This is a genomic window from Acidovorax facilis (genome assembly GCF_023913775.1).
GTDB classification, from domain to species: Bacteria; Pseudomonadota; Gammaproteobacteria; order Burkholderiales; family Burkholderiaceae_C; genus Acidovorax; species Acidovorax facilis.
In genome coordinates this window covers 1-20,136 of the sequence record NZ_JAMXAX010000064.1, presented here as the reverse complement: position 1 = coordinate 20,136, position 20,136 = coordinate 1, and the positions used below count along the sequence as shown (strand labels likewise).

Below are 20,136 nucleotides of genomic sequence, written 5' to 3'. Positions count from 1 at the left end.
CAGACGGTCATTTCACAAAACAGAACAAGAACTCAGAACAGTGCCTTGCACGCGCGCTGGATGCGCGCGCAGGCCTCTTGCAGGTCGGCCATGCTGGCAGCGTACGAGATACGGAAGTACGGCGCCAGCCCCAGCACGCTGCCTGGCACCACGGCCACATGGAACTCGCGCAGCAGGTAGTCGCAAAAATCGGTGTCGGTGCGCAGCAATACACCGCCCGGCGTGGTGCGGCCCAGCACACCTTCGCAACTGGCAAAGGTGTAGAACGCGCCCTCGGGCACGCGGCAACGCAGGCCCGGCGATGCGTTGAGGGCCGCCACCACCAGGTCGCGCCGCGCCTGAAACGCACGGCAGCGCTCGGCCACCACATCCTGCGGGCCGGTGAGTGCAGCCACCGCAGCGGCCTGGCTGATGGACGACGCGCACGATGTGGCCTGGCTTTGCACCACTGCCATGGCCGCGATCAATGCCTTGGGCCCGGCACCGTAGCCCAGGCGCCAGCCCGTCATGGCGTACGACTTGGAGACACCGTTCACCGTCAGCGTGCGCTCGCGCAGTGCGGGCAGCACGGCTGCGGGGGTGGCAAACGCGAGCCCGTCATACAGGATGTGCTCGTAGATGTCATCCGCCAGCACCCACACCTGCGGATGGTGCAGCACCACCTCCAGAATAGGCCGCAACTGCTCGGTGCTGTAGGCCGTGCCGCTGGGGTTGGAGGGGGAATTGATGAACACCCAGCGCGTGCGCGGCGTGATGGCCGCGTCGAGCTGTTCGGGCGTAATGCGAAACCCGTTGGCTTCGCTGCAGGGCACCACCACAGGCACGCCACCGGCAATCAGCACCATGTCGGCGTACGACGTCCAGTACGGCGCGGGCAGGATCACCTCGTCGCCGGGATTCAGGCTAGCCATCAGCGCGTTGTAGATGACCTGCTTGGCGCCCGCACCCACCGTGATTTCGTTGGTGGCGAACGCAAGGCCGTTGTCGCGGCGGAACTTGAGCTGGATGGCCGCCTTGAGCGCGGGCGTTCCGTCCAGCACCGTGTAGTGCGTGTCGCCCTGCGCCATGGCCTGCTGCGCGGCTTCAATCACGTGGGCGGGCGTGTCAAAGTCGGGCTCGCCCAGGCCCAGAACAATGACGGGCTGGCCCTGGCGCTTGAGCTCGTTGGCTGCCTGGGTGATGCGCACGATGTCGGACACACCGATGGCGCTGATGCGGTCGGCCGCGCGGAAGGCCGTGGCAGGAACGGCGGCGTTCATTGCTGGTAGGTCTCCAGGGGCTTGTCGTTGGGCGTGGCAAACAGCTGGCGCAGCGTGGTGCCCAGCGGCAAGTTCAGGCTCATGTTCTTGGGCGGAATGGGATTCACGAACCACTTGGTGTAGATCTTTTCCATCTCGCCGCTTTGCATGAGCTTGGTGAGCACACCGTCCACCGCCGCCTTGAAGGTGGGGTCGTCCTTGCGGAACAGCAGCGCAATGGGCTCGGCGCCCAGCGGCTCGCCCACGATGCGGTAGGCCGACGGGTCCTTGGAGTTGGCGATCATCCCGGCGAGCAGGTTGTCGTCGAGCACAAAGGCATCGGCACGGCCTGTTTCCAGCAGCAGGAAGCTCTCATGGTGGTCCTTGCCCAGCACGGTCTTGATGGCGCCGCCGCCCAGTGCGCGTTCTTGCTTGCGCAGCAACTGCACTGCCGTGGTACCGGTGGATGCCGCGATGGTGCGCCCGGCAAGTTGGCTGATGGACTTCAGGTCCGAATCCTTGCGCACCGCCATGCGCACTTCGCTCACGTAGGTGGTCACCGCAAAGGCAACCTGCTGCTGGCGCGCAGTGTTGTTGGTGGTGGGGCCGCAGCCGATGTCCAGCGTACCGTTTTGCACCAGCGGCAGCGTGTTCTGCGCCGTCACGGCCATGTATTCAAGCTTGGCGTCGGGCGCGACTTCTTTCAGCACGCGCTCGCACAGCTCCACGTGGTAGCCCACATATTTTTCGTTGGCGCCGAGTGCGTAGGCCATGGGCGGCGAAGTCTCGCGCACGCCAAGCACCGCCTTGCCAGATGCCTTAATTTTCTCCAGCGTGGGGGTGGATGGGGTCTGTGCCTGAGCGGGTGCAAAAGCCGTGTAGGCCAGTGCCAGCCCTGCGGCGAGCGCGGTGAATGTCTTGCGGGAAATTGCCATGGTCGTTGTCTCCGGTGGTGTTGTGATTGGCAGGTTGGAAAGCGTCGAAAGCAGAAATACCAAAAAAGGAAAAATCGAACGGGCGGTGCGCCGGGGCATCGCCGCAGGGGGCTCAAGGCTCAGATGACGTTTTTCTCCAGCAACGGCTGGTTGCGCGCAATGCGCTCGATGGACAGCGGCGACAGGTCCAGGCTCTGGTAGCCGCCCGTCAACATCCACTCCGCCAGGCCGCGCCCCACCGCCGGGCACTGCTGCAGGCCGTGCCCCGAAAAGCCGTTGGCAAACACCAGGTTGTCGCACGCCGGGTGCAGGCCCACGATGGCGTTGTGGTCGAAGGTGTTCATCTCGTAGTAGCCCGCCCAGGCACCCTGCATACGCAGCGCCTCAAAGCCCGGAATGCGCTCGGCCAGCGTGGGCCAGATGTGGTTGTCAAACGCGTCGTACTCGGGCTCCAGCGGGGCAAAGTCGGCGTCGTTGTCCGCATCCGGCGCAAAGCCGCAGATGAAGCCTTTGCCCTCGGGCCGGAGCCAAATGCCACTGGTGTCGATGAGCAGCGGGCAACCCGGCAGCGTCGCAGGGCTGGCCAGGTTGAAGACGGTGCGACGCTTGCCCACCACGGGCAAATCAATGCCCGCCCAGCCCGCAATGGCTGCCGCCCACGGGCCGCCCGCGTTCACGGCGTAGCGGCAAGGCAGCACGGTGCCGCTTTGCAGGCGTACTGCGTTCACATGCAGCACGCCGTCGCTGGCCGCAGTGTCGAGGCCTACCGCGTCATCGGCCACATAGCGCACGCCCTGGCTCTGTGCCTTCTTGCGCAGCGCCGTCAGCAGCAGGTAGCCATCAAACCAGCCCTCGCCCGACAGGCCCAGCGAGCCCAGCACCACGTCCTGCAGCGCCAGCCAGGGAAAACGCTCGGCCAGTTGCTGCGGGCTCAGCAGCGCCACGTCAGCACCATGCTGCTTTTGCAACGCATGGTTCTCGCGCAGCGTGGCCTCGCCTGCCTGGGTGGCCAGATACAGGTAGCCGCCTTCGTGCAAACCGATGTCCGGCATATCGCCTTGGCACGCCAGCAACTGGCCCACGTTGCGCAAAAAACCAATGCCAAACGCCGAGATCTGGATGTTGATATCGGTCGAAAACTGCTGGCGGATGGAGCTGGCCGACAGCGCCGACGATGCGCGCGCATAGGTCGGATCGCGTTCGACGACCACCACCTCGCAGCCCGGCTGCTGCAGGGTGAGGAAGTACGCAATGGCGCTGCCGATGACGCCGCCGCCAACGATGACAATGGGGTGTGGGTCCTTAGCAATCAACATGAACGGGGCATCCAGCGGGTGGGTTACACGTCGAACGTCACGCCCTGCGCCAACGGCAGAGCGGTCGAATAGTTGATGGTGTTCGTCGCCCGGCGCATATAGGCCTTCCAGCTGTCCGAGCCCGCTTCGCGCCCACCGCCCGTTTCCTTCTCGCCGCCAAACGCGCCGCCAATCTCGGCACCGCTGGGGCCGATGTTCACGTTGGCAATGCCGCAGTCCGAGCCAGCGGCAGACATGAACAACTCGGCCTCGCGCACATTGAGCGTGAAGATGGACGACGACAGGCCCGCGCCCACGGCGTTGTTCATGGCGATGGCTTCGTCGATGGTGCTGTAACGCACCACGTATAGGATGGGCGCAAAGGTTTCGTGCAATGCGGGGCCTTCGTGCTTTTGCAGCTCGACGAGAGCTGGGCGCATGTAGTACGCATTGGCACTGCCCACGCCTTCCACGCGGCCACCACCGTGCACCGTGACACCCAGCGCGCGGCTTTGCTCCAGCGCTTTTTGCATGCCGTCAAAGGCCATGCGGTCAATCAGCGGGCCCACCAGCGTTCCGGGCGTGCGCGGGTCGCCCACCTGCACGTTGGCGTACACCTTGGCCAGCTGGGGCACCAACTGGTCGTAAATGCTCTCGTGCACAAACAGGCGGCGCAGCGTGGTGCAGCGCTGGCCGGCCGTTCCCATGGCGGCGAACGCAATGCCGCGCAGGGCCAGGTTCAAATCTGCCGTGGGCGCCACGATGGCTGCGTTGTTGCCGCCCAGCTCCAGAATGCCGCGCGCAAACCGCGCTGCCAAGCGCGGGCCGACGGCGCGGCCCATGGCGGTGGAGCCGGTGGCCGAGAGCACGGGCACGCGGGTGTCATCCACCAGCACCTCGCCAATGTCGCGCTGGCCCACAATCAGCTCCAGCAGGCCCTCGGGTGCGTCGCTGCCAAAGCGCGCAATGGCGCGCTGAGCAATCGCGTGCGTGGCCAGGGCCGTGAGCGGCGTTTTCTCCGACGGCTTCCACACCACCGAATCGCCACACACCAGCGCCAATGCGGCGTTCCACGACCACACGGCCACCGGGAAGTTGAAGGCAGAAATGACACCGCACACGCCCAGCGGGTGCCAGGTTTCCATCATGCGGTGGCCGGGGCGCTCGGTGGCAATCGTCAGGCCGTACAGCTGGCGCGACAGGCCCACGGCAAAGTCGCAAATGTCGATCATCTCCTGCACCTCGCCCAGGCCTTCGGACGGGATCTTGCCCGCCTCGATGGTCACCAGCAGGCCCAGGTCGGCCTTGGCGGCACGCAGCTCCTCGCCCAGCAGGCGCACCAGCTCGCCCCGGCGCGGTGCAGGCACATTGCGCCACGCCAAAAAGGCCGCATGCGCCCGGCCGATGGCAGCCGTGGCGTCGGCTGCGCTTTGCTGCGGCACCTGGGCCAGCACCTCGCCCGTGATGGGCGAGCGCGCCGCCAGCGTGCCGCCGGTGTACGCCGTGCGGGGCACGCCCAGGCGTTGCAGCAGTTGATCGACTTCGGACACGAGAGAGGTGGCGACAGGGGTGGCAGACATGGCGGCTCGCTAGCTTGGATGGAGGCAGAGAAAGGGAAACAGCGTGGGAAAACACACGCAGTGAATGCGCCAATATCCGCCAATCGCGCCGCGCTGGATAGCAAAAAAATGGAACTACTTGATCACAAATCAGCATGAAGTACCTGAAAATATCAGGACCGCCACCCTATACCCAATTAGCGACAGGGGCTCAAAAGGCTCAATTTTTGGCGTCACCCATCATTCCCCCAACGCATGACCCAGTATGACCCTGCTGCGCCGCGCCTTCCTGCCCTCCACCGCCGACCTGCTTGCCTTTGAAGCAGCAGCCCGTCATCAGAGCGTGTCGCGCGCGGCCGAAGAGCTGCACCTCACCCAAAGTGCCGTGTCGCGCCAGATCCGCCAGTTGGAAGAGCAAATCGGCACCGCCCTCTTTCACCGCGTGCGCCAGCGCGTGGTGCTGACCGACGCGGGCCGGGTCTACGCGGCCGACGTGCAAAACGTGCTGCAGCAGCTGTCGGCCAGCACACAAAAAGCCATGGCGTTCTCCAGCACCGACGGCCTGCTCAACCTGGCCGTGCTGCCCACGCTGGGCACGCGCTGGCTCATCCCGCGCCTGGGCGGCTTCATGGCGCTGCACCCCGAGGCCATGGTCAACTTCTCGGCCCGCACCGAGCCGTTCGACTTTGCAGGCACGCCGTTTGACGCGGCCATCCACTTCGGCACCCCGCACTGGGCGGGCGCCGTGTGCGAATACCTGATGCACGAAGAAACCGTGCCCGTGTGCAGCCCCACCTACCGCGACCGCCACGGCATTCACACCCCGCATGACCTGACCCGCGTGGTGCTGCTGCAGCAAAGCACCCGCCCCACCCAGTGGGCCGAATGGTTTGAGCTGGTGGGCGCGCCCACGGCCCTGGCCCTGCGCGGCCCGCAGTCTGAACACTTCGCCATGATTGCGCAGGCTGCTGTCTCGCACCTGGGCGCGGCGCTGCTGCCGCGCTTTTTGATTGAGCAAGAGCTGGCGGCCGGGAGTTTGGTGGAGCTGTCAGACCAGGTGTTGACGAGCACCGATGCGTATTACTTGGTGTACCCGGAGGCACGGGCGCAAACACCGTTGGTGAAGGCGTTCAGGGATTGGGTAGTGGGGGAGTGTGCGGGGCAGCGGCAAGGGTGAGGACCGAGCGCTCGGACTGAGCGACCGGTGCATATCGCCACGAGGACGAGGCAGTAACCCAAATGGCCTGTAGCACCATATTGCAAAACGGCGATAGCTCATCAAAATTGGCACAAAACATCTGCTGATCCATGCCCGGACCGGGAGCTCGCTCGGTTGCTATCGGCCAGAAGCGAAAGTTGGCAAGACGGTGCTAACGTCATATTCATGCTTGAGGACTATTTCTCCCTGCAATTGAAATTTGCCACGCACTATGCAGCGAAAGCGGCAGTGCCTCTCGACGTCGCCATTGACCGTTGTACCAACTTGCGACGCAGGCTGAATCTGTGGGGGGACACTGGCGGAAGTAGGTGGAAACTCTTTCTGAACAAGGTAAAAAGCGCGGTTGATGACCGTGCCGAGCAAGTCGCTTTGTGTGCCGAGTTCCAACAATCTCTTTCCTACATCGAAGTCAAACGGTCGTTCGGCTGTTTTTCTTACGATCCGCCCGATGCATACGGTACCTTGCGCATCCACTTTGTTGCGCCAGATGGAATCAATTCCAGTCCGCTTGCTATTGAGAATTCCAGCGCAAGGAGGGCCGATTTACAAGAACTGATATCGCATGTTCAGCGCACGGAGCCACGCGCTACAACCGTGCGCGGCGTTTCTTGGCTCTACAACCTGCAGGCATACAAGCGACTCTTTCCAACGGCCTATAGCGCTTCAGTTCAGTCCGCACGGTTTCCCTTGCACTTGAACGGGAGTTCGACCTGGGGCCAAGTGCTGAACTGGCGGCAGGAGGTGAAACCGGATGTGCGAGATCAATTGTTAGTTCGCCTCAATGACATGGAGGTCGCAACTCCTTGGCTGGTCTTTCCGCTCCAAGCTTTGGCCGCTACCAGCCAGATTGAGGTGTTTTATGACCAGTTCACATGAAGGTTGTCGAATGTCGGACATGGGCCCAAAGCCGTCTGCCACCATCACCGCATGGCCTGTGCATGTCGCACCCGTTCAATAAACACACACGGTATCCGACCGTATAGTCCAACAAACCTCTCAAGTCGTTGAGTAGTCGTGGCTAGGAGCCTATTCGCGGTGATGGCTATCGAAACTCTGTCGAGCTTCCCGGAAGCGGTCGGCATTTTCGACAATCCATGTCCAAAGCGGGACCATGCGCACAAGCAACTCCATGCCCGCATCAGTCAGCTCGTACTCGACTCGGGGGGGCACCTCTTCGAAGTCGTGACGGAGCACCAACCCGTCGCGCTCTAGCTGCCGCAGTGTCAGCGTCAGCATGCGCTGAGTCACTCCGTGCATGCGCCTGCCGATTTCCGCGTGGCGCAGCCTGCCATAAACGCCCAGTGTGTGGACGATGCCAAGCGACCAGCGGCTTCCCGCATGCGCCAGCACCTCGCGCCGAACACCGTCATCATCGTCCCGCAGGCCGTCGCAAACGGTCTGCGCGTACTGAAGAATTTCGTTTCGATTCACTGTGGTTTTGCTCCCGGTATCACGCGTGTGCCTTCTTACATTGCAAGCGAGGCGTGGCTAGACTGGCCCAACTTTCTACTTTGTAAACCACACGATGAACCCGTCAGATCCTAACGCTACCTCTCAAAACATTCTCGTCCTCGGTGCCGGCGAACTCGGCATGCCGGTGCTCCGCAACCTCGCACGTCGCGCCACGAGAGTGGACGGTGCAAAGATCAGCGTGCTGCTGCGCGCCAGTGCCGTGGAATCCTTCGAGCCTGCCAAGCAGCGGGATGTCGCCGAGATTCGCGACCTCGGCATCGAGATCGTCCTGGGCGATCTGGTGAAAAGCTCCATTGATGAGCTGGCCGTGGTGTTCGCCCGCTACGACACGGTGATCGGTTGCGCGGGCTACGCCGCCGGCATCAACACGCCGATGAAGCTGGCGCGCGCTGCGCTGCTGTCAGGCATTCCCCGCTACTTCCCTTGGCAGTTCGGTGTCGACTTCGACGTGATTGGCCGTGGCGGCCCACAGGACATCTTCGATGCACAGCTCGATGTGCGCGAGCTGCTGCGCAGCCAGGACAACATGGAGTGGGTCGTCATCTCCACCGGCATGTTCATGAGCTATCTATTCGAGCCAGAGTTTGGCGTCGTCGACCTGCAGAACCATGCAGTCCACGGCCTGGGTAGCCTGGACACCGCTGTGACGCTGACCACGCCCGACGATATTGGCGCGCTCACGGCCGAGGTGGTGTTTGCCCAGCCACGCATCCGCAATGAGATTGTGTTTCTGGCTGGCGACACGGTGACCTACGGCGAGGTGGCGGACAAACTGCAAGCAGCTCTTGGCCATCCCTTCAGTCGGTCGGAGTGGACTGAGAAGTACCTTATGGACGAGTTGGCGCGCGACCCGCAGAACATGATGCGCAAGTACCGCGCGGCTTTTGCCCAAGGACGCGGCGTGGCATGGGACAAGAGCGGGACGTTCAATCAACGACATGCCATTGCGGTAACTGATGTGTCGTCTTGGATTCAATCCAACCTGGCAACAGGTCATCTCCACTAAACAAGTTGCCACCTCTACTTGATTAGCCTCGTCTTTGAAGGCCTTATGGAAAACGCCGGCTATAGCCAGGCGGCTGCTTCTGGCCGAATTCTGCCCTACGGTGAAGTGCGCCAGCGGGCACGAGGCAGCGCCCTATATCGAATTCGTTCTAACCAGCCTCTCACAAATGCCTCAGCAGATACCCCAGGCCGGTATTCGCCACCAGCCCCACCAACACCAGCCCTCCAGCCACCACCGCTGAACGGCCCGCGCCTAACCCCGCCCGCTCGCGCACCCAGTGCCACTCGGCGACAAAAAACCAAAGCAGGGCCAACAGTGCAAGCCCCACTCCGAATGCAGAGAGCAGCCCACCCGACAGTGCGAACGTGGTGCTGATCGACATGGCCATTGCGAACGGTGCCACCAGGTAGCACTGTTCGTAAAACGGGCTGCGCAGGTTGACGCGGTGGATGGGCTGGCGGCTGTGGCGCATGTACCAGACGGCGCCCGCCAGAGACCAGATTCCGAACGCCATGGTGCGGTACAGCAGCAGGTTTTGCTCGGACTTGAGCAGTTCGGCCGCGAGCGTTCCCATCTCTTGCGCCGCTTGTTTGCGCAGGGCCAGGTCGAACACGTGGGACACCAGCACGCACAGGATGAGCAGCAGCGGTGGGCTGATGGCGTCGCCGTAGCGGTCGTCGCCTTCGCGGGTTTGCTCGGCCTGCACGTAGGCCACCATCTGTCGCGGGCGCAGAACGATGCGCAACAGGGTCCTGGGCAGCAGGATCAGCCAGATCAGTGCCTCGTACACAAAGTCTTCAAACGACTTGAGGATCTTGAGAAAGTCCACAGGAGCTCCTTGCGGCGGTGGGCAGGGTCAATGGGTCAGGCAATGGTGCGGGTAGAGGCCAGCACAAAGGCCATGATCGTCCAGTCGTTGGCAATGTGGGCGATGGTGCTGGCCCACAGGTTGCGGGTGTAGATGAAGACTGCCGTCAGCGCCAGACGAGCGGCTCCTATAACGAGCAAGGCCTGGCCCAGATGCCATTGGTAGGTGGGCAGGTGCAGTGCGCCAAACACCAGCGCCGTAACCATCCATGCCAAGGCCACGGCCCAACGGGCGGGCATGCCAGCGCGGTGCAGCAAGGCCACGGTGGCCAGCAGTGGCAGGATGGTGACCAGCTCTTCGCCCAGCAGCTGCACGGCAACCAGTGCGAACCGCCCAGCCAGCTGCGCTGGGGACAAGCCCGCAACAGCATCGATGCTGGCGTTGGCACTGAGGTGAGACATGCCCAAACCATATGCAGCCACTAGCGCGGGCAAGCCGATCACCAGCGGCACAGCGGCCAGCCCCAGCGCCACATCGCGCCAGCGGGGACGCCTGAACAGCGCCCTCCATGCCGGGCCCACCGCCCATCGCAGGCCCGCCCACTGAACGCCCACAAACAGCAGCGCGGCCAAAGCGCCACCCCACTGGTCGGGCAACCAGCGCGGCACCGCCAGCAACAGGACGAAGGCGATTGCGCTGGCGGCCCACAGCATCACGCTGCTGCGAGTGCTCAATGGCACGGGGTTGCCAAAGCTGAAGGGCAGACCGGATTCGATCGGCGACTGTGAATGAGGAAGTGGGTGGGGAGGCGACGTTGATGCGGATGGTGTGCGTTGCAAGGCAGCCTCCGTGGGTGTGCAGCAAGCATGCAGGCAAAGGCAAGACGGCAAAAGCGTTTTCGGGCGTTAGGTTACCTGGGCTTGGCAACAGCGGCGCCGTGAACGCTGGCTACCTGCCAAGCACGGCGGCACCGCGCACCAGCAGCCAATAGGTGCTGCCGGTGATTGGCTCCACACATTCCACCGACCGCGTGAAACCCAGGCGGCTATAAAACGGCACGCTCAAGGGGTTGAAGGTTTCCAGAAAACACGATGCACCGGCCTGGTCGGCCTTGGCCAAGGTGGGTGCCAGTAGCCGCTGCGCCAACCCGTGGCCACGCGCGGCGGTGTGCACACCCAGTATCGACAGGTACCACGCGCTGTGCAGATCGGCAGGCACCTGCGCTTCCATGGCGGCGCAAATGCGCTGGTAGTGGTCAAACCCGAGCGGACCCAGCAACTGGCGCAAGCTGCGGGTGCGCTGGGCGCTGTATTGCGCCTTGTCTGCGGCTGGCGCGTGGGGTGTGATCCACAGTGCGGCGCCGTGGGGGTCGGCCACCTGCACGTCGCCCACGGCGCGGGCTTCGTCCATGGCCAGCGCGCAGTAGTGGGCCAGCACCTGCAGGCGGCGAACAGTGTTGGCCGCATGGTCGATGGTGACGGCTTGGTAGAACGGATCGTTGAACAATGCCTCGGCCAGTGCTGCGCAAGCGTGCGGGTGGGCGTGCAGCGACGGCGAATTCGGTTGCGTTGTGGCGGACATGGGGTGAGGGCCTGCGTGTCGTGTCTAACTCTTCAATCCTGCTCTGCGGGTTGAATGGCGTGGTCGTTGCGCACGCTCGACAGGCTTTGCGCGGGCCGCCGCAGGGTGGCATCAAATGGATTGATCTTGGGCCCAATGGCTGCTGCCTCGCGCTTGAGCAACTCCACCACCGTCGGCAGCCGGTCATCGTTCAATCGTGCAGAGATGGTGCCCACGCTCAGCGCCGCCACTGCACGGCCCTCACGGTCCAGGATAGGCACAGCCACACCGGCCATGCCTTCGAGCAAGCCGGTATTGCGGCCCGCGTACCCCAGCTGGCGCACCCGCTCGATCTCGGTACGCAGATACACCTCGTCAAACACGCCGTACTCGCGCACGCGCGAGAGGTTGAAGCGGATGACTTCTTCGCGCTCGGCCTCGGGCAAGAAGGCCAGGATGGCCAGCGCGCCCTGCCCCACGCCCAGGGCCACGCGGCCGCCGATGTCGCCGGTGAAGGAGCGGATCGGGAACGGCCCTTCGCTGCGGTCCAGGCACACGGCATCGAACCCGCTGCGCACCAAGAGAAAGATGCTGTCGCCCAGGCTGGCGCACAGGCGCAGCAGCGCGGGGCGGCACAGGCTGCGCAGGTCGCCAGGGTTGCCTGCTTTGGCGGCCAGGGCGAAGAAGTCCATGCTCAGGCGGTAGAGCTTGCTGCGCTCGTCCTGCTCGACCATGCCCTCTGCCACCAGCGATTGCAGCAAACGGTGCGTGGTGCCTTGCGTCAGGCCCACGGCACGCGCCAATTGGGTGACTCGCCCGCCCTCGGCCTGCACGGCCGACAGGGCCCGGATAACGGCAAACACCCGGGGTACGCCGCCGGTGGCGGTGGATGCGGCTTCCATACCTCGCTCCTGTGGAATTCGTTGATCAAACTGAAGGCATCATATTTCATTGAACGGAATAAATTCAATAAAAATTTTGATTAATGGAATACCCGAAGCATTCTGGTTTGTTTATTGCAATAGATTCAATTGAATCGAGCGGCTGTTCCAGCCTTTGTGCGGCACTTGCACCACCCCGGTGCAAGCACACCGAAGGCCCGCAGCCCATCCATGCAACTCCACAGCAGGTGACACGCACAGCCCCCCAGGCAAACCGTGCGATGCCACCACCGGAAAGGCTTTCGCCATGTCGTTTCTCAAGCTCACGGATGTGACCAAGTTCTATGGCAGCACCTGCGCGGTGCAGTCCATGAACCTCACGGTGCAAAAGGGTGAATTTGTGTCGCTGCTGGGCCCGTCGGGCTGCGGCAAGACGACCACGCTGCAGATGGTGGCGGGGTTTGAAGCGGTGACCAGCGGGCGCATCGAACTCGATGGCAAGGACATCACCCACGCCAAGGCCAACACGCGCGGGCTGGGCATCGTGTTCCAGAGCTATGCGCTCTTCCCGCACATGACGGTGGCGGCCAACGTGAGCTTTGGGCTGGAGATGCGCAAGGTGCCCAAGGCCGAGCGCGCCGAGAGGGTGGCCCAGGCGCTGGCCCTGGTGCACCTGGAAAAGCATGCCACGCGCTACCCGCGCGAGCTGTCCGGCGGCCAGCGCCAGCGGGTGGCGCTGGCCCGTGCGCTGGTGATCGAGCCGCCCGTGCTGCTGCTGGACGAGCCCTTGTCCAACCTCGACGCCAAGCTGCGTGAGGAGATGCAGTTTGAGCTGCGGCAGATTCAGCGCAAGGTGGGCACCACCACCATCATGGTCACGCACGACCAGAGCGAAGCCATGTCCATCAGCGACCGTGTGGTGGTGATGGAAGCCGGCCGCGCCACGCAGATCGACCACCCGCACCGCGTGTACGAGCACCCGCGCACGCGCTTCATCTCCACCTTTGTGGGCAAGGCCAACCTGCTACCGGGCCAAGTCGCCCATGCGAGCGGCACACACACGCAGGTGAAGGTGGGCGCCCTCACGATGGCGGTGGACGGTGCCCGCTACCGCCCCGGCGCCGCCGTGCTGCTGAGCGTGCGGCCTGAAAAAGTGCAACTGGTGCCCGCCGTGCAGGGCCGAATGGATGGTCAGGTGTGCGAGCGGTTCTTCCTGGGCAGCCAGTGGCTGTACCGTGTGGGCACCCCCGTGGGCGACCTGATGGTGCTGGTGCCCAACGACGGCCGCGCTGCGCTGGCCGAGGGCGAGCGCACGGGCGTGGACTGGCCCGACCACTGCATGCGCCTGCTGCCCGCCGATGAAACCGCCATGGCCGAGCTGGAGGCCGAAGACGCCGCCGAGGTGGCGCCATGAGCCTGGCCACCACCTTGCTGCACAAAAAGGCTGCGCCCTGGTGGCTGTCCGGCCCGGCGCTGGTGCTGTTCACGGTGCTGCTGCTGGTGCCGCTGGCGCTCACGGCCGTGCTGTCGTTCAACGCGTTCGACCCGGCAACCGGGGTGAAGGCGGGTGAGTTCACGCTGGAGCATTACACCCATGTGTTCACCGATTCGTATTACCACACCATCTTCTGGCGCACGTTCTGGATTGCGGGCCTGGTCACGCTGATCTGCGTGCTGATTGGCGCGCCCGAGGCCTACATCCTGAGCCGTATGGGCAACCCGTGGCGCTCCATCTTGCTGCTGGCGGTGCTTGCGCCGCTGCTGGTGTCGGTGGTGGTGCGCGCCTTTGGCTGGAGCATGTTGCTGGGCCCCGAGGGGCTGGTGAATGGCGCGCTGCAACTCGTTGGCATCGGCCCGGTGAAGATGCTCTACACCGAGATCGCGGTGGTCATCGCCCTGGTGCATGTGATGCTGCCCTTCATGGTGATCCCCGTGTGGACTTCGCTGCAGAAGCTAGACCCCGGTGTGGAAAACGCCGCCCTTTCACTGCAGGCCACGCCCTTCACCACGCTGCGGCGCATTGTGTTGCCGCAGGTGCTGCCCGGCATCCTGTCCGGCAGCCTCATCGTGTTTGGCCTTGCGGCCAGCTCGTTTGCCATCCCCGGCCTGCTGGGGGGGCGGCGCCTGAAGATGGTGGCCACGGTGGTGTACGACGAATACCTGCACGAGCTGAACTGGCCCCTGGGCGCAGCGATTGCGCTGACGCTGCTGGTGGCCAACCTGGTGGTGATGCTGAGCTACAACCGGCTGGTTGAGGGCCGGTACAAGAAAGCGTTGGGCTGAAGTTATGCAGAAGAACGGACCTTTGGCCCTCGCGTTCAACGCGCTGGTCATCACCTTCATACTCGCCCCGCTGCTGGTGGTGTGCATCGTGGCGTTCACGCCGCACAACACGCTGACGCTGCCCACCACTGAGTTCTCGCTGCGCTGGTTCAAGGCAGTGTTCGCGCATTCGGACTTTGTGCAGTCGTTCTGGAACAGCCTGTGGCTGGCGCTGGCATCGGCCACGCTGGCCACGGTGCTGGCCGTGCCGGCGGGCATTGCCATCACACGCTACGAGTTTGCGGGGCGCGGCTTTCTCAACGGCCTGTTCCTGTCGCCGCTGATCATTCCGCACCTGGTGCTGGGTGTGGCCCTGCTGCGCCTGTTTGCACTGCTGGGGGGCACGGGCAGCTTTGGCTGGCTGGTGTTTGCGCATGCGCTCATCGTTACGCCCTACACGCTGCGGCTGGTGGTGGCCGCACTGGTGGGGTTTGACCGCAGTGCCGAGCATGCCGCGCTGTCGCTGGGTGCCAGCCAGGCCACGGTGTTCACACGCATCACGCTGCCGATGATTTTGCCCGGCGTGACGGGCGGCTGGTTGCTGGCCTTCATCAACAGCTTTGACGAAGTGACGATGTCGATCTTTGTCACCTCGCCCAGCACGGTGACGCTGCCGGTGCGCATGTACATGTACGCCACCGAGTCGATTGACCCGCTGATGGCGGCGGTGTCGGCACTGATGGTGGCCCTGACGGCCTGCGCGATGGTGATTCTCGACCGGGTGTATGGACTCGATCGCGTTCTGGTCGGCCGGAAATAAATGAGCACCGCAACCATGAGTTCCAGCCAACCTCTGCTCCACCGCGTGGCCGAAAAAGACCGCACACCAGTGCCCTTCGTGCTCGATGGCGAACCCGCCGCTGCGCTCGAAGGCGACACGGTGCTGACCGCCATCCTCACCCACCGCGCCCAACTGCGCCGCAACGAGTTCAGCCACGAGCCGCGCGCAGGCTTTTGCCTGATGGGCGCGTGCCAGGACTGCTGGGTGATGACGGCTACCGGCGAACGCCTACGGTCTTGCGCCACCTTCATCCAGGCGGGCATGCAGCTGACTACCGGAGGGGCCGCATGACCGCCCCCACCTTGCAACCCGTGATCGTGGGCGCAGGCCCTGCGGGCATCCGTGCGGCGCAAACCCTGGTGGCGCATGGCGTGCGGCCCACGGTGATAGACGAGGCCGCGCGCGGCGGCGGGCAGATCTACCGCCGCCCGCCCGCCCACTTTGCCCGCAGCCCGCAAACACTGTACGGAACCGAAGCATCACGCGCCACGGCGCTGCACAGCACCTTTGATGGGCTGCGCGCGCACATCGACTACCAACCCGACAGCCTGGTGTGGAACGCCCAGGGTGGCCAGCTCGATGTGCTGCATGGCCCCACGCAGACCACGCGCACGGTGCCCTACGGCCAGCTTATCGTGGCCAGCGGCGCCACCGACCGCGTGCTGCCCGTGCCGGGCTGGACACTTCCAGGGGTGTACACGCTGGGCGGCGCGCAAGTGGCGCTCAAGTTCCAGGGCTGCACCATCGGCCGCAACGTGGTGCTGATGGGCACCGGGCCGCTGCTGTACCTGGTGGCGTACCAATATGCCAAGGCAGGCGCCGAGGCGGGCGTGAAGGTGGCTGCAGTGCTAGACACCGCCCGATTTGCCGACCAGCTGGCCGCCCTGCCCGGCATGCTGACGCAGCCTGCCGTGCTGGCCAAAGGGATGTACTACGTAGGCTGGCTGCGCGCGCATGGCGTAGCGGTGTACACCGGCGTGCGGCCCGTGCGCGTGCAGGGCGAAACACGGGTCAACGCCGTGGTGTGGAGCGACGGGAACGCCGAGCACACCGTGCCCTGCGATGCTGTGGGCTTTGGCTACGCACTGCGGTCCGAAACCCAACTGGCCGACCTGCTGGGCTGCCGCTTTGCCTGGGCCCCCATGCACCGTGCCCACCTGCCTGAGCGCGACACAGCAGGCCGCACCAGCGTGGCCGGTGTGTACCTGGCGGGGGATGGCGCGGGGATCATGGGCGCCGATGCGGCCGAATGGGCGGGCGAGCGCGCAGCGCTGGCGCTGCTGGCTGACCACGGCGTGAAGGTGGACACTGCACGCGCGGCGGAGCTGGAACGCCAGCTCACTGGCTTGATGCCCTTCCGGCAGGGGCTGGAGCGCGCCTTTCCCTTCCCTACCGACTGGGCAACCCATGCGCCCGATACGCTGGTGGTGTGCCGCTGCGAGAACATCACAGCCGGCGAGCTGCGCGCCTGTGCCCGCGATGCGGGAGCCGATGAGATGAACCGCCTCAAGGCCCTGACCCGCGTGGGCATGGGCCGCTGCCAAGGCCGCATGTGCGGTGTGGCCGCTGCAGAAATTCTGGCCCACGCCACAGGCAAGCCGATTGACACGGTAGGACGGCTGCGCGGACAGGCGCCGATCAAGCCGATTCCCATCCACCTGCAACGCCAGGCGGAGGCCAGCGCATGACCGCCACCCCAACGATTGACACCGACGTCGCCATTGTGGGCGGCGGCATCATGGGCGCATCGGCCGCGCTGGCACTGCGCCGCAAAGGCGTGGCCGTGGTGCTGCTGGAACGTGACCTGTGCGGCTCGCGCTCCAGTGGCGTGAACTATGGCGGCGTGCGCCGCCAGGGCCGCCCGGTGAGCCAGCTGCCGCTGGCGCAGCGCGCCCACCAGGTGTGGGCCGACCTGCCCGCGCTGATTGGCACCGATGGGGAATACCAGCGCAGCGGGCACTTCAAGATTGGCCGCAGCGAGGCGGACATGGCTGCACTGGAGGCCTATGCAGCAATGAGCCGCGACTTTGACTTGGGGCTACAGCTCATCTCCGGCACCACGCTGCGAGAGCGCTGCCCCTGGCTGGGCGGGCGCGCCGTGGGCGGGTCGCTGTGCCCCGACGACGGCCAGGCCAACCCGCGTCTGGTGTCGCCCGCGTTTGCGCTGGCGGCCAAGCGCGCGGGCGCGCAGATTCTGGAGCGCACACCTATGACCTCGGCGGAGCACGACGGCCAGCGGTTCACCGTGCGCTCGGGCACCACCGTGGCGGTGCGTGCACCCGTGCTCATCAATTGCGCAGGAGCCTGGGCCGGTGCGCTGGCCGCGCAGTTTGGCGAGGCCGTGCCCATCCACTCCGGCCACCCCGCCATGGCGGTGACCGAGCCCCTGCCCTTCTTCATGCACTGGAGCCTGGGTGTGGAAGGCGGCGGCATCTACTGCCGACAGGTAGCGCGTGGCAACCTCATTCTGGGTGGTGGCGCAGGTGTGGCGCTGGATGCCTACCGCGCCCGCTCCGAGCGCAGCGCCATCGCTACCTTGGCAGTGCAGGCCGTAGAGCTGTTGCCCGCCCTCAAGAATGCGCATTTCATTCGCACCTGGAGCGGCACCGAAGGCTATCTGCCTGACCGCCAGCCGGTGCTGGGCAAGAGCCACACCACGCCCGGGCTTATCCATGGCTTTGGCTTTGCGGGTGCGGGCTTTCAGATCGGCCCCGGTGTGGGCGAGGTGCTGGCAGAGCTGGCACGCGATGGCCGCAGCACCACGCCGATTGATGCCTTTGCGATTGAGCGATTTCTCCCAACGACGGTGGCTGACGTGGCCAGCACTGCCGCTGCCCACTGACCCCGTTTGCCACCGAAAAAACTCCCCTCCCCACCAGAAAGGAAACCACCATGACCTTCTCCCCCCGCTTTGCCAGCCGCACCCGCCGCGCCCTTGTGACGGCCGCTGCACTGACCGCCGTGGCCGCCACAGGCACCGCCACCGCGCAGACCAAGACGCTGTACATCGGCATGAACGGCGGCACCATGGAGAAGGCGTACACGCAGTACGTGTTCCCGGCGTTTGAAAAGCTGCATGGTGTGAAAGTGGTGGTGGTGCCCGGCACGTCCTCGGACATCCTGGCGAAGGCCCAGGCCAACAAGGACAAGCCCCAGATGCACGTGATGTTTCTGGACGACGGCATCATGGTGCGCGCCATGGGCATGGGCCTGTGCGAAAAGCAAAAGCCCAACCAGCATCTGAACGACATCTACCCCGCCGCGCGCTTCAAGGACGACCTGGCCAGCGGAGTCAGCGTGGGTATGACGGGCATCGCCTACAACACCAAGATGTTTGCCGAAAAGGGCTGGGCCGCACCCACCTCGTGGATGGACTTTGCCGACCCCAAGTACAAGGGCAAGGTAGTGTTCCAGTCCATGCCCTCCTCATCGTTCGGGCTGCACGGCTTCTTGATGTTCAACCGCATCCAGGGCGGCAACGACAAGAACGTGGAGCCGGGTTTCAACAACTGGGCCAAGACCATCGGCCCGAACGTGCTGGAGTACATCCCGAGCTCGGCCAAGATTTCGGAGATGGTGCAAACGGGCGAGGCTGCGATCTTCCCGCTCACGCCCACGGCCGTGGCTGCACTCAAATCCAAGGGCATTCCGGTGGAATACGCCCAGCCCAAGGAAGGCTCGGTGGTGCTGATGACAGGCCAGTGCGTGATCGCCAAGAACAGCGAGCCCGAGCTGGCGCAAAAACTGGCCGAATTTCTGCTGAGCCCCCTGGCGCAGGCCAACGTGCTGCAGTTTGGCGCGCAGATCCCCACCAACCCCAAGGCCCCGGCCGTGGGTGAAGGCGCCGAGCAGGTGGCCAAGATCAACCAGTGGATGAAAAACGCCGTGACCCTGGACTGGGACAGCGTCAACGCCAACCGCCCGGTCTGGAACACGCGCTGGAACAAGACCATCGAGCGCTGAGCAACGGGGCCGTTGACGCGCGCCGCACCACACTGGCGGCGCGTTTGTGACAAATGTCACCGGCTGCGCCACGCCCTGCGGCAGGAGGGTGTCACAAACCGCTTCTTCGAATCCAGAATCCGGCGCCTGAACACGCTGATTCGTTCAGTTGCCATTCATTCGAAGAAGAGGGATACCACCATGAAACGCTGGATCAAATGGACCGCAGGCGGCGCGCTGCTGCTGGGCGTGGTCGTTGTGGCCACAGCCACCAGCGGCCTGTACCTGGCCGAGCAAAAGCGCAACCGCTACATCGACATCAAGCCGCGCCCCGTGGCCTACACCACCGACGCGCAGACCATTGAGCGCGGGCGGTACCTGTATGCGTCGCGCGGCTGCACCGACTGCCACGACGCGCAAGGCACGGGCCGCGAGTTTGTGAACGACGGCAAGGGCACGCGCATCGTGGGCCCCAACATCACCCCCGCTGGCGTGGTGGCCCGCTACCAGCCCGAAGACTGGAACAGCGTGATCCGCCACGGCGTCAAGCCCAATGGCCGTCCGCTGCTGGTGATGCCGAGCGAGGACTACAACCGTTTTACCAACGACGACCTGAATGCCCTGGTGTCCTACGTGCGCCAGTTCAAGCCGCAGGAGGGCACGCAGGCCGTGGTGGAACTGCCCCGCCCTGCCTGGGTGCTGTACGGTCTGGGCGCCATCCCCGACGCAGCCGCGCGCATCGACCACCAGCTGGCGCCATCGCGCCCCGTGCCTGCGGGTGTGACGGTGGCCAATGGCCAGTATGTGGCCAACATGTGCATCGGCTGCCACGGCGCAGACCTGTCGGGCGGCAAGATCCCGGGCGGCCCGCCGGACTGGCCCGCCGCTGCCGACATCCGCCCCGGCGCCAACAGCGCCATGGCCCGCTACCCCAATGCCGCCAGCTTTGTGGCGATGCTGCGCACTGGCAAGCGGCCGGATGGCACGCCGATCCAGGTGATGCCGTTTGAGTCGCTGGGGCAGTTGAGTGATGTGGATGCGAAGGCGCTGTATCTGTTTTTGACAGCCCCTGGTGCCCTTGCCAAGGCGGGGGGCACCGGGGCGGGCGCGGGCCATG

At 64.7% G+C, this 20,136-nt stretch carries 20 protein-coding genes; 11 read left to right on the top strand and 9 right to left on the bottom strand.

Features of this window, described 5'->3' with window-relative positions; all coding sequences use genetic code 11:
• Positions 1–32: 32 nt before the first annotated feature.
• The 4 genes from NFX52_RS17390 to amaB all read right to left on the bottom strand — a co-directional run bounded on the left by NFX52_RS17390 (position 33) and on the right by amaB (position 5,048).
• Positions 33–1,259, bottom strand: coding sequence for a pyridoxal phosphate-dependent aminotransferase (locus NFX52_RS17390; RefSeq protein ID WP_055400653.1), 1,227 nt, complete (start codon positions 1,257–1,259; stop codon positions 33–35).
• Positions 1,256–2,173 carry an amino acid ABC transporter substrate-binding protein gene (locus tag NFX52_RS17385; protein ID WP_055400651.1) on the bottom strand — a complete coding sequence of 306 codons (918 nt, stop codon included), beginning with the start codon at positions 2,171–2,173 and terminating at the stop codon, positions 1,256–1,258. The genes NFX52_RS17390 and NFX52_RS17385 overlap by 4 nt, the downstream gene beginning before the upstream one ends.
• Before the next feature lie 119 nt (positions 2,174–2,292).
• Positions 2,293–3,489 carry an NAD(P)/FAD-dependent oxidoreductase gene (locus tag NFX52_RS17380; protein ID WP_055400650.1) on the bottom strand — a complete coding sequence of 399 codons (1,197 nt, stop codon included), beginning with the start codon at positions 3,487–3,489 and terminating at the stop codon, positions 2,293–2,295.
• Positions 3,490–3,512: 23 nt separating this feature from the next.
• The gene (amaB, locus tag NFX52_RS17375; protein WP_055400649.1) at positions 3,513–5,048 is read right to left on the bottom strand and encodes an L-piperidine-6-carboxylate dehydrogenase; all 1,536 of its coding nucleotides are present in this window, start codon (positions 5,046–5,048) and stop codon (positions 3,513–3,515) included.
• Positions 5,049–5,292: 244 nt separating this feature from the next.
• Here amaB and NFX52_RS17370 point away from each other — a divergent pair, with 244 nt between their 5' ends.
• Together NFX52_RS17370 and NFX52_RS17365 are read left to right on the top strand one after the other, a co-directional pair.
• Positions 5,293–6,204: a LysR family transcriptional regulator gene (locus tag NFX52_RS17370; RefSeq protein WP_202907203.1), complete on the top strand. Its 912-nt coding sequence runs from the start codon at positions 5,293–5,295 to the stop codon at positions 6,202–6,204.
• Positions 6,205–6,411: 207 nt separating this feature from the next.
• A complete protein-coding gene (locus tag NFX52_RS17365; RefSeq protein WP_238385689.1) occupies positions 6,412–7,122 on the top strand; it encodes a hypothetical protein in 711 nt (236 codons plus the stop codon).
• Positions 7,123–7,272: 150 nt separating this feature from the next.
• Here the strand turns inward: NFX52_RS17365 and NFX52_RS17360 are convergent, their stop codons facing one another.
• A complete protein-coding gene (locus tag NFX52_RS17360; protein ID WP_055400648.1) occupies positions 7,273–7,677 on the bottom strand; it encodes a winged helix-turn-helix transcriptional regulator in 405 nt (134 codons plus the stop codon).
• A 94-nt stretch (positions 7,678–7,771) separates the two neighbouring features.
• Here NFX52_RS17360 and NFX52_RS17355 point away from each other — a divergent pair, with 94 nt between their 5' ends.
• Positions 7,772–8,725, top strand: a complete 954-nt coding sequence (locus NFX52_RS17355; protein WP_055400647.1) for an aromatic alcohol reductase — start codon at positions 7,772–7,774, stop codon at positions 8,723–8,725.
• A 160-nt stretch (positions 8,726–8,885) separates the two neighbouring features.
• On the opposite strand, the gene NFX52_RS17350 is transcribed toward NFX52_RS17355, so the two are convergent.
• From NFX52_RS17350 to NFX52_RS17335, 4 genes are all read right to left on the bottom strand, one after another.
• Positions 8,886–9,554 (bottom strand): hypothetical protein, encoded by a 669-nt coding sequence (locus NFX52_RS17350; RefSeq protein ID WP_055400645.1) that lies wholly within the window; start codon positions 9,552–9,554, stop codon positions 8,886–8,888.
• A gap of 35 nt (positions 9,555–9,589) precedes the next feature.
• The gene (locus NFX52_RS17345) at positions 9,590–10,273 is read right to left on the bottom strand and encodes a CPBP family intramembrane glutamic endopeptidase (protein WP_156358810.1); all 684 of its coding nucleotides are present in this window, start codon (positions 10,271–10,273) and stop codon (positions 9,590–9,592) included.
• A 208-nt stretch (positions 10,274–10,481) separates the two neighbouring features.
• On the bottom strand, positions 10,482–11,114 hold the full coding sequence (locus NFX52_RS17340) for a GNAT family N-acetyltransferase (RefSeq protein WP_055400642.1): 633 nt from the start codon (positions 11,112–11,114) through the stop codon (positions 10,482–10,484).
• Positions 11,115–11,146: 32 nt separating this feature from the next.
• Positions 11,147–11,995: an IclR family transcriptional regulator gene (locus NFX52_RS17335; RefSeq protein WP_055400641.1), complete on the bottom strand. Its 849-nt coding sequence runs from the start codon at positions 11,993–11,995 to the stop codon at positions 11,147–11,149.
• Positions 11,996–12,281: 286 nt separating this feature from the next.
• On the opposite strand from NFX52_RS17335, the gene NFX52_RS17330 reads away from it, so the two are divergent.
• From NFX52_RS17330 to NFX52_RS17295, 8 genes are all read left to right on the top strand, one after another.
• On the top strand, positions 12,282–13,388 hold the full coding sequence (locus tag NFX52_RS17330; protein ID WP_055400640.1) for an ABC transporter ATP-binding protein: 1,107 nt from the start codon (positions 12,282–12,284) through the stop codon (positions 13,386–13,388).
• The gene (locus NFX52_RS17325) at positions 13,385–14,257 is read left to right on the top strand and encodes an ABC transporter permease (RefSeq protein ID WP_055400638.1); all 873 of its coding nucleotides are present in this window, start codon (positions 13,385–13,387) and stop codon (positions 14,255–14,257) included. The genes NFX52_RS17330 and NFX52_RS17325 overlap by 4 nt, the downstream gene beginning before the upstream one ends.
• A gap of 4 nt (positions 14,258–14,261) precedes the next feature.
• A complete protein-coding gene (locus tag NFX52_RS17320; RefSeq protein WP_055400636.1) occupies positions 14,262–15,056 on the top strand; it encodes an ABC transporter permease in 795 nt (264 codons plus the stop codon).
• A gap of 15 nt (positions 15,057–15,071) precedes the next feature.
• Positions 15,072–15,368 (top strand): (2Fe-2S)-binding protein, encoded by a 297-nt coding sequence (locus NFX52_RS17315; protein WP_228896682.1) that lies wholly within the window; start codon positions 15,072–15,074, stop codon positions 15,366–15,368.
• Positions 15,365–16,765 carry an FAD/NAD(P)-dependent oxidoreductase gene (locus tag NFX52_RS17310; protein ID WP_055400632.1) on the top strand — a complete coding sequence of 467 codons (1,401 nt, stop codon included), beginning with the start codon at positions 15,365–15,367 and terminating at the stop codon, positions 16,763–16,765. The genes NFX52_RS17315 and NFX52_RS17310 overlap by 4 nt, the downstream gene beginning before the upstream one ends.
• On the top strand, positions 16,762–17,919 hold the full coding sequence (locus NFX52_RS17305) for an NAD(P)/FAD-dependent oxidoreductase (protein WP_055400630.1): 1,158 nt from the start codon (positions 16,762–16,764) through the stop codon (positions 17,917–17,919). The genes NFX52_RS17310 and NFX52_RS17305 overlap by 4 nt, the downstream gene beginning before the upstream one ends.
• A 50-nt stretch (positions 17,920–17,969) precedes the next feature.
• Positions 17,970–19,040, top strand: a complete 1,071-nt coding sequence (locus NFX52_RS17300) for an ABC transporter substrate-binding protein (protein ID WP_207402039.1) — start codon at positions 17,970–17,972, stop codon at positions 19,038–19,040.
• 180 nt (positions 19,041–19,220) lie between these two features.
• Positions 19,221–20,136 (top strand): c-type cytochrome (locus NFX52_RS17295; protein WP_252635750.1); only part of this gene is annotated, 916 nt, incomplete at its 3' end.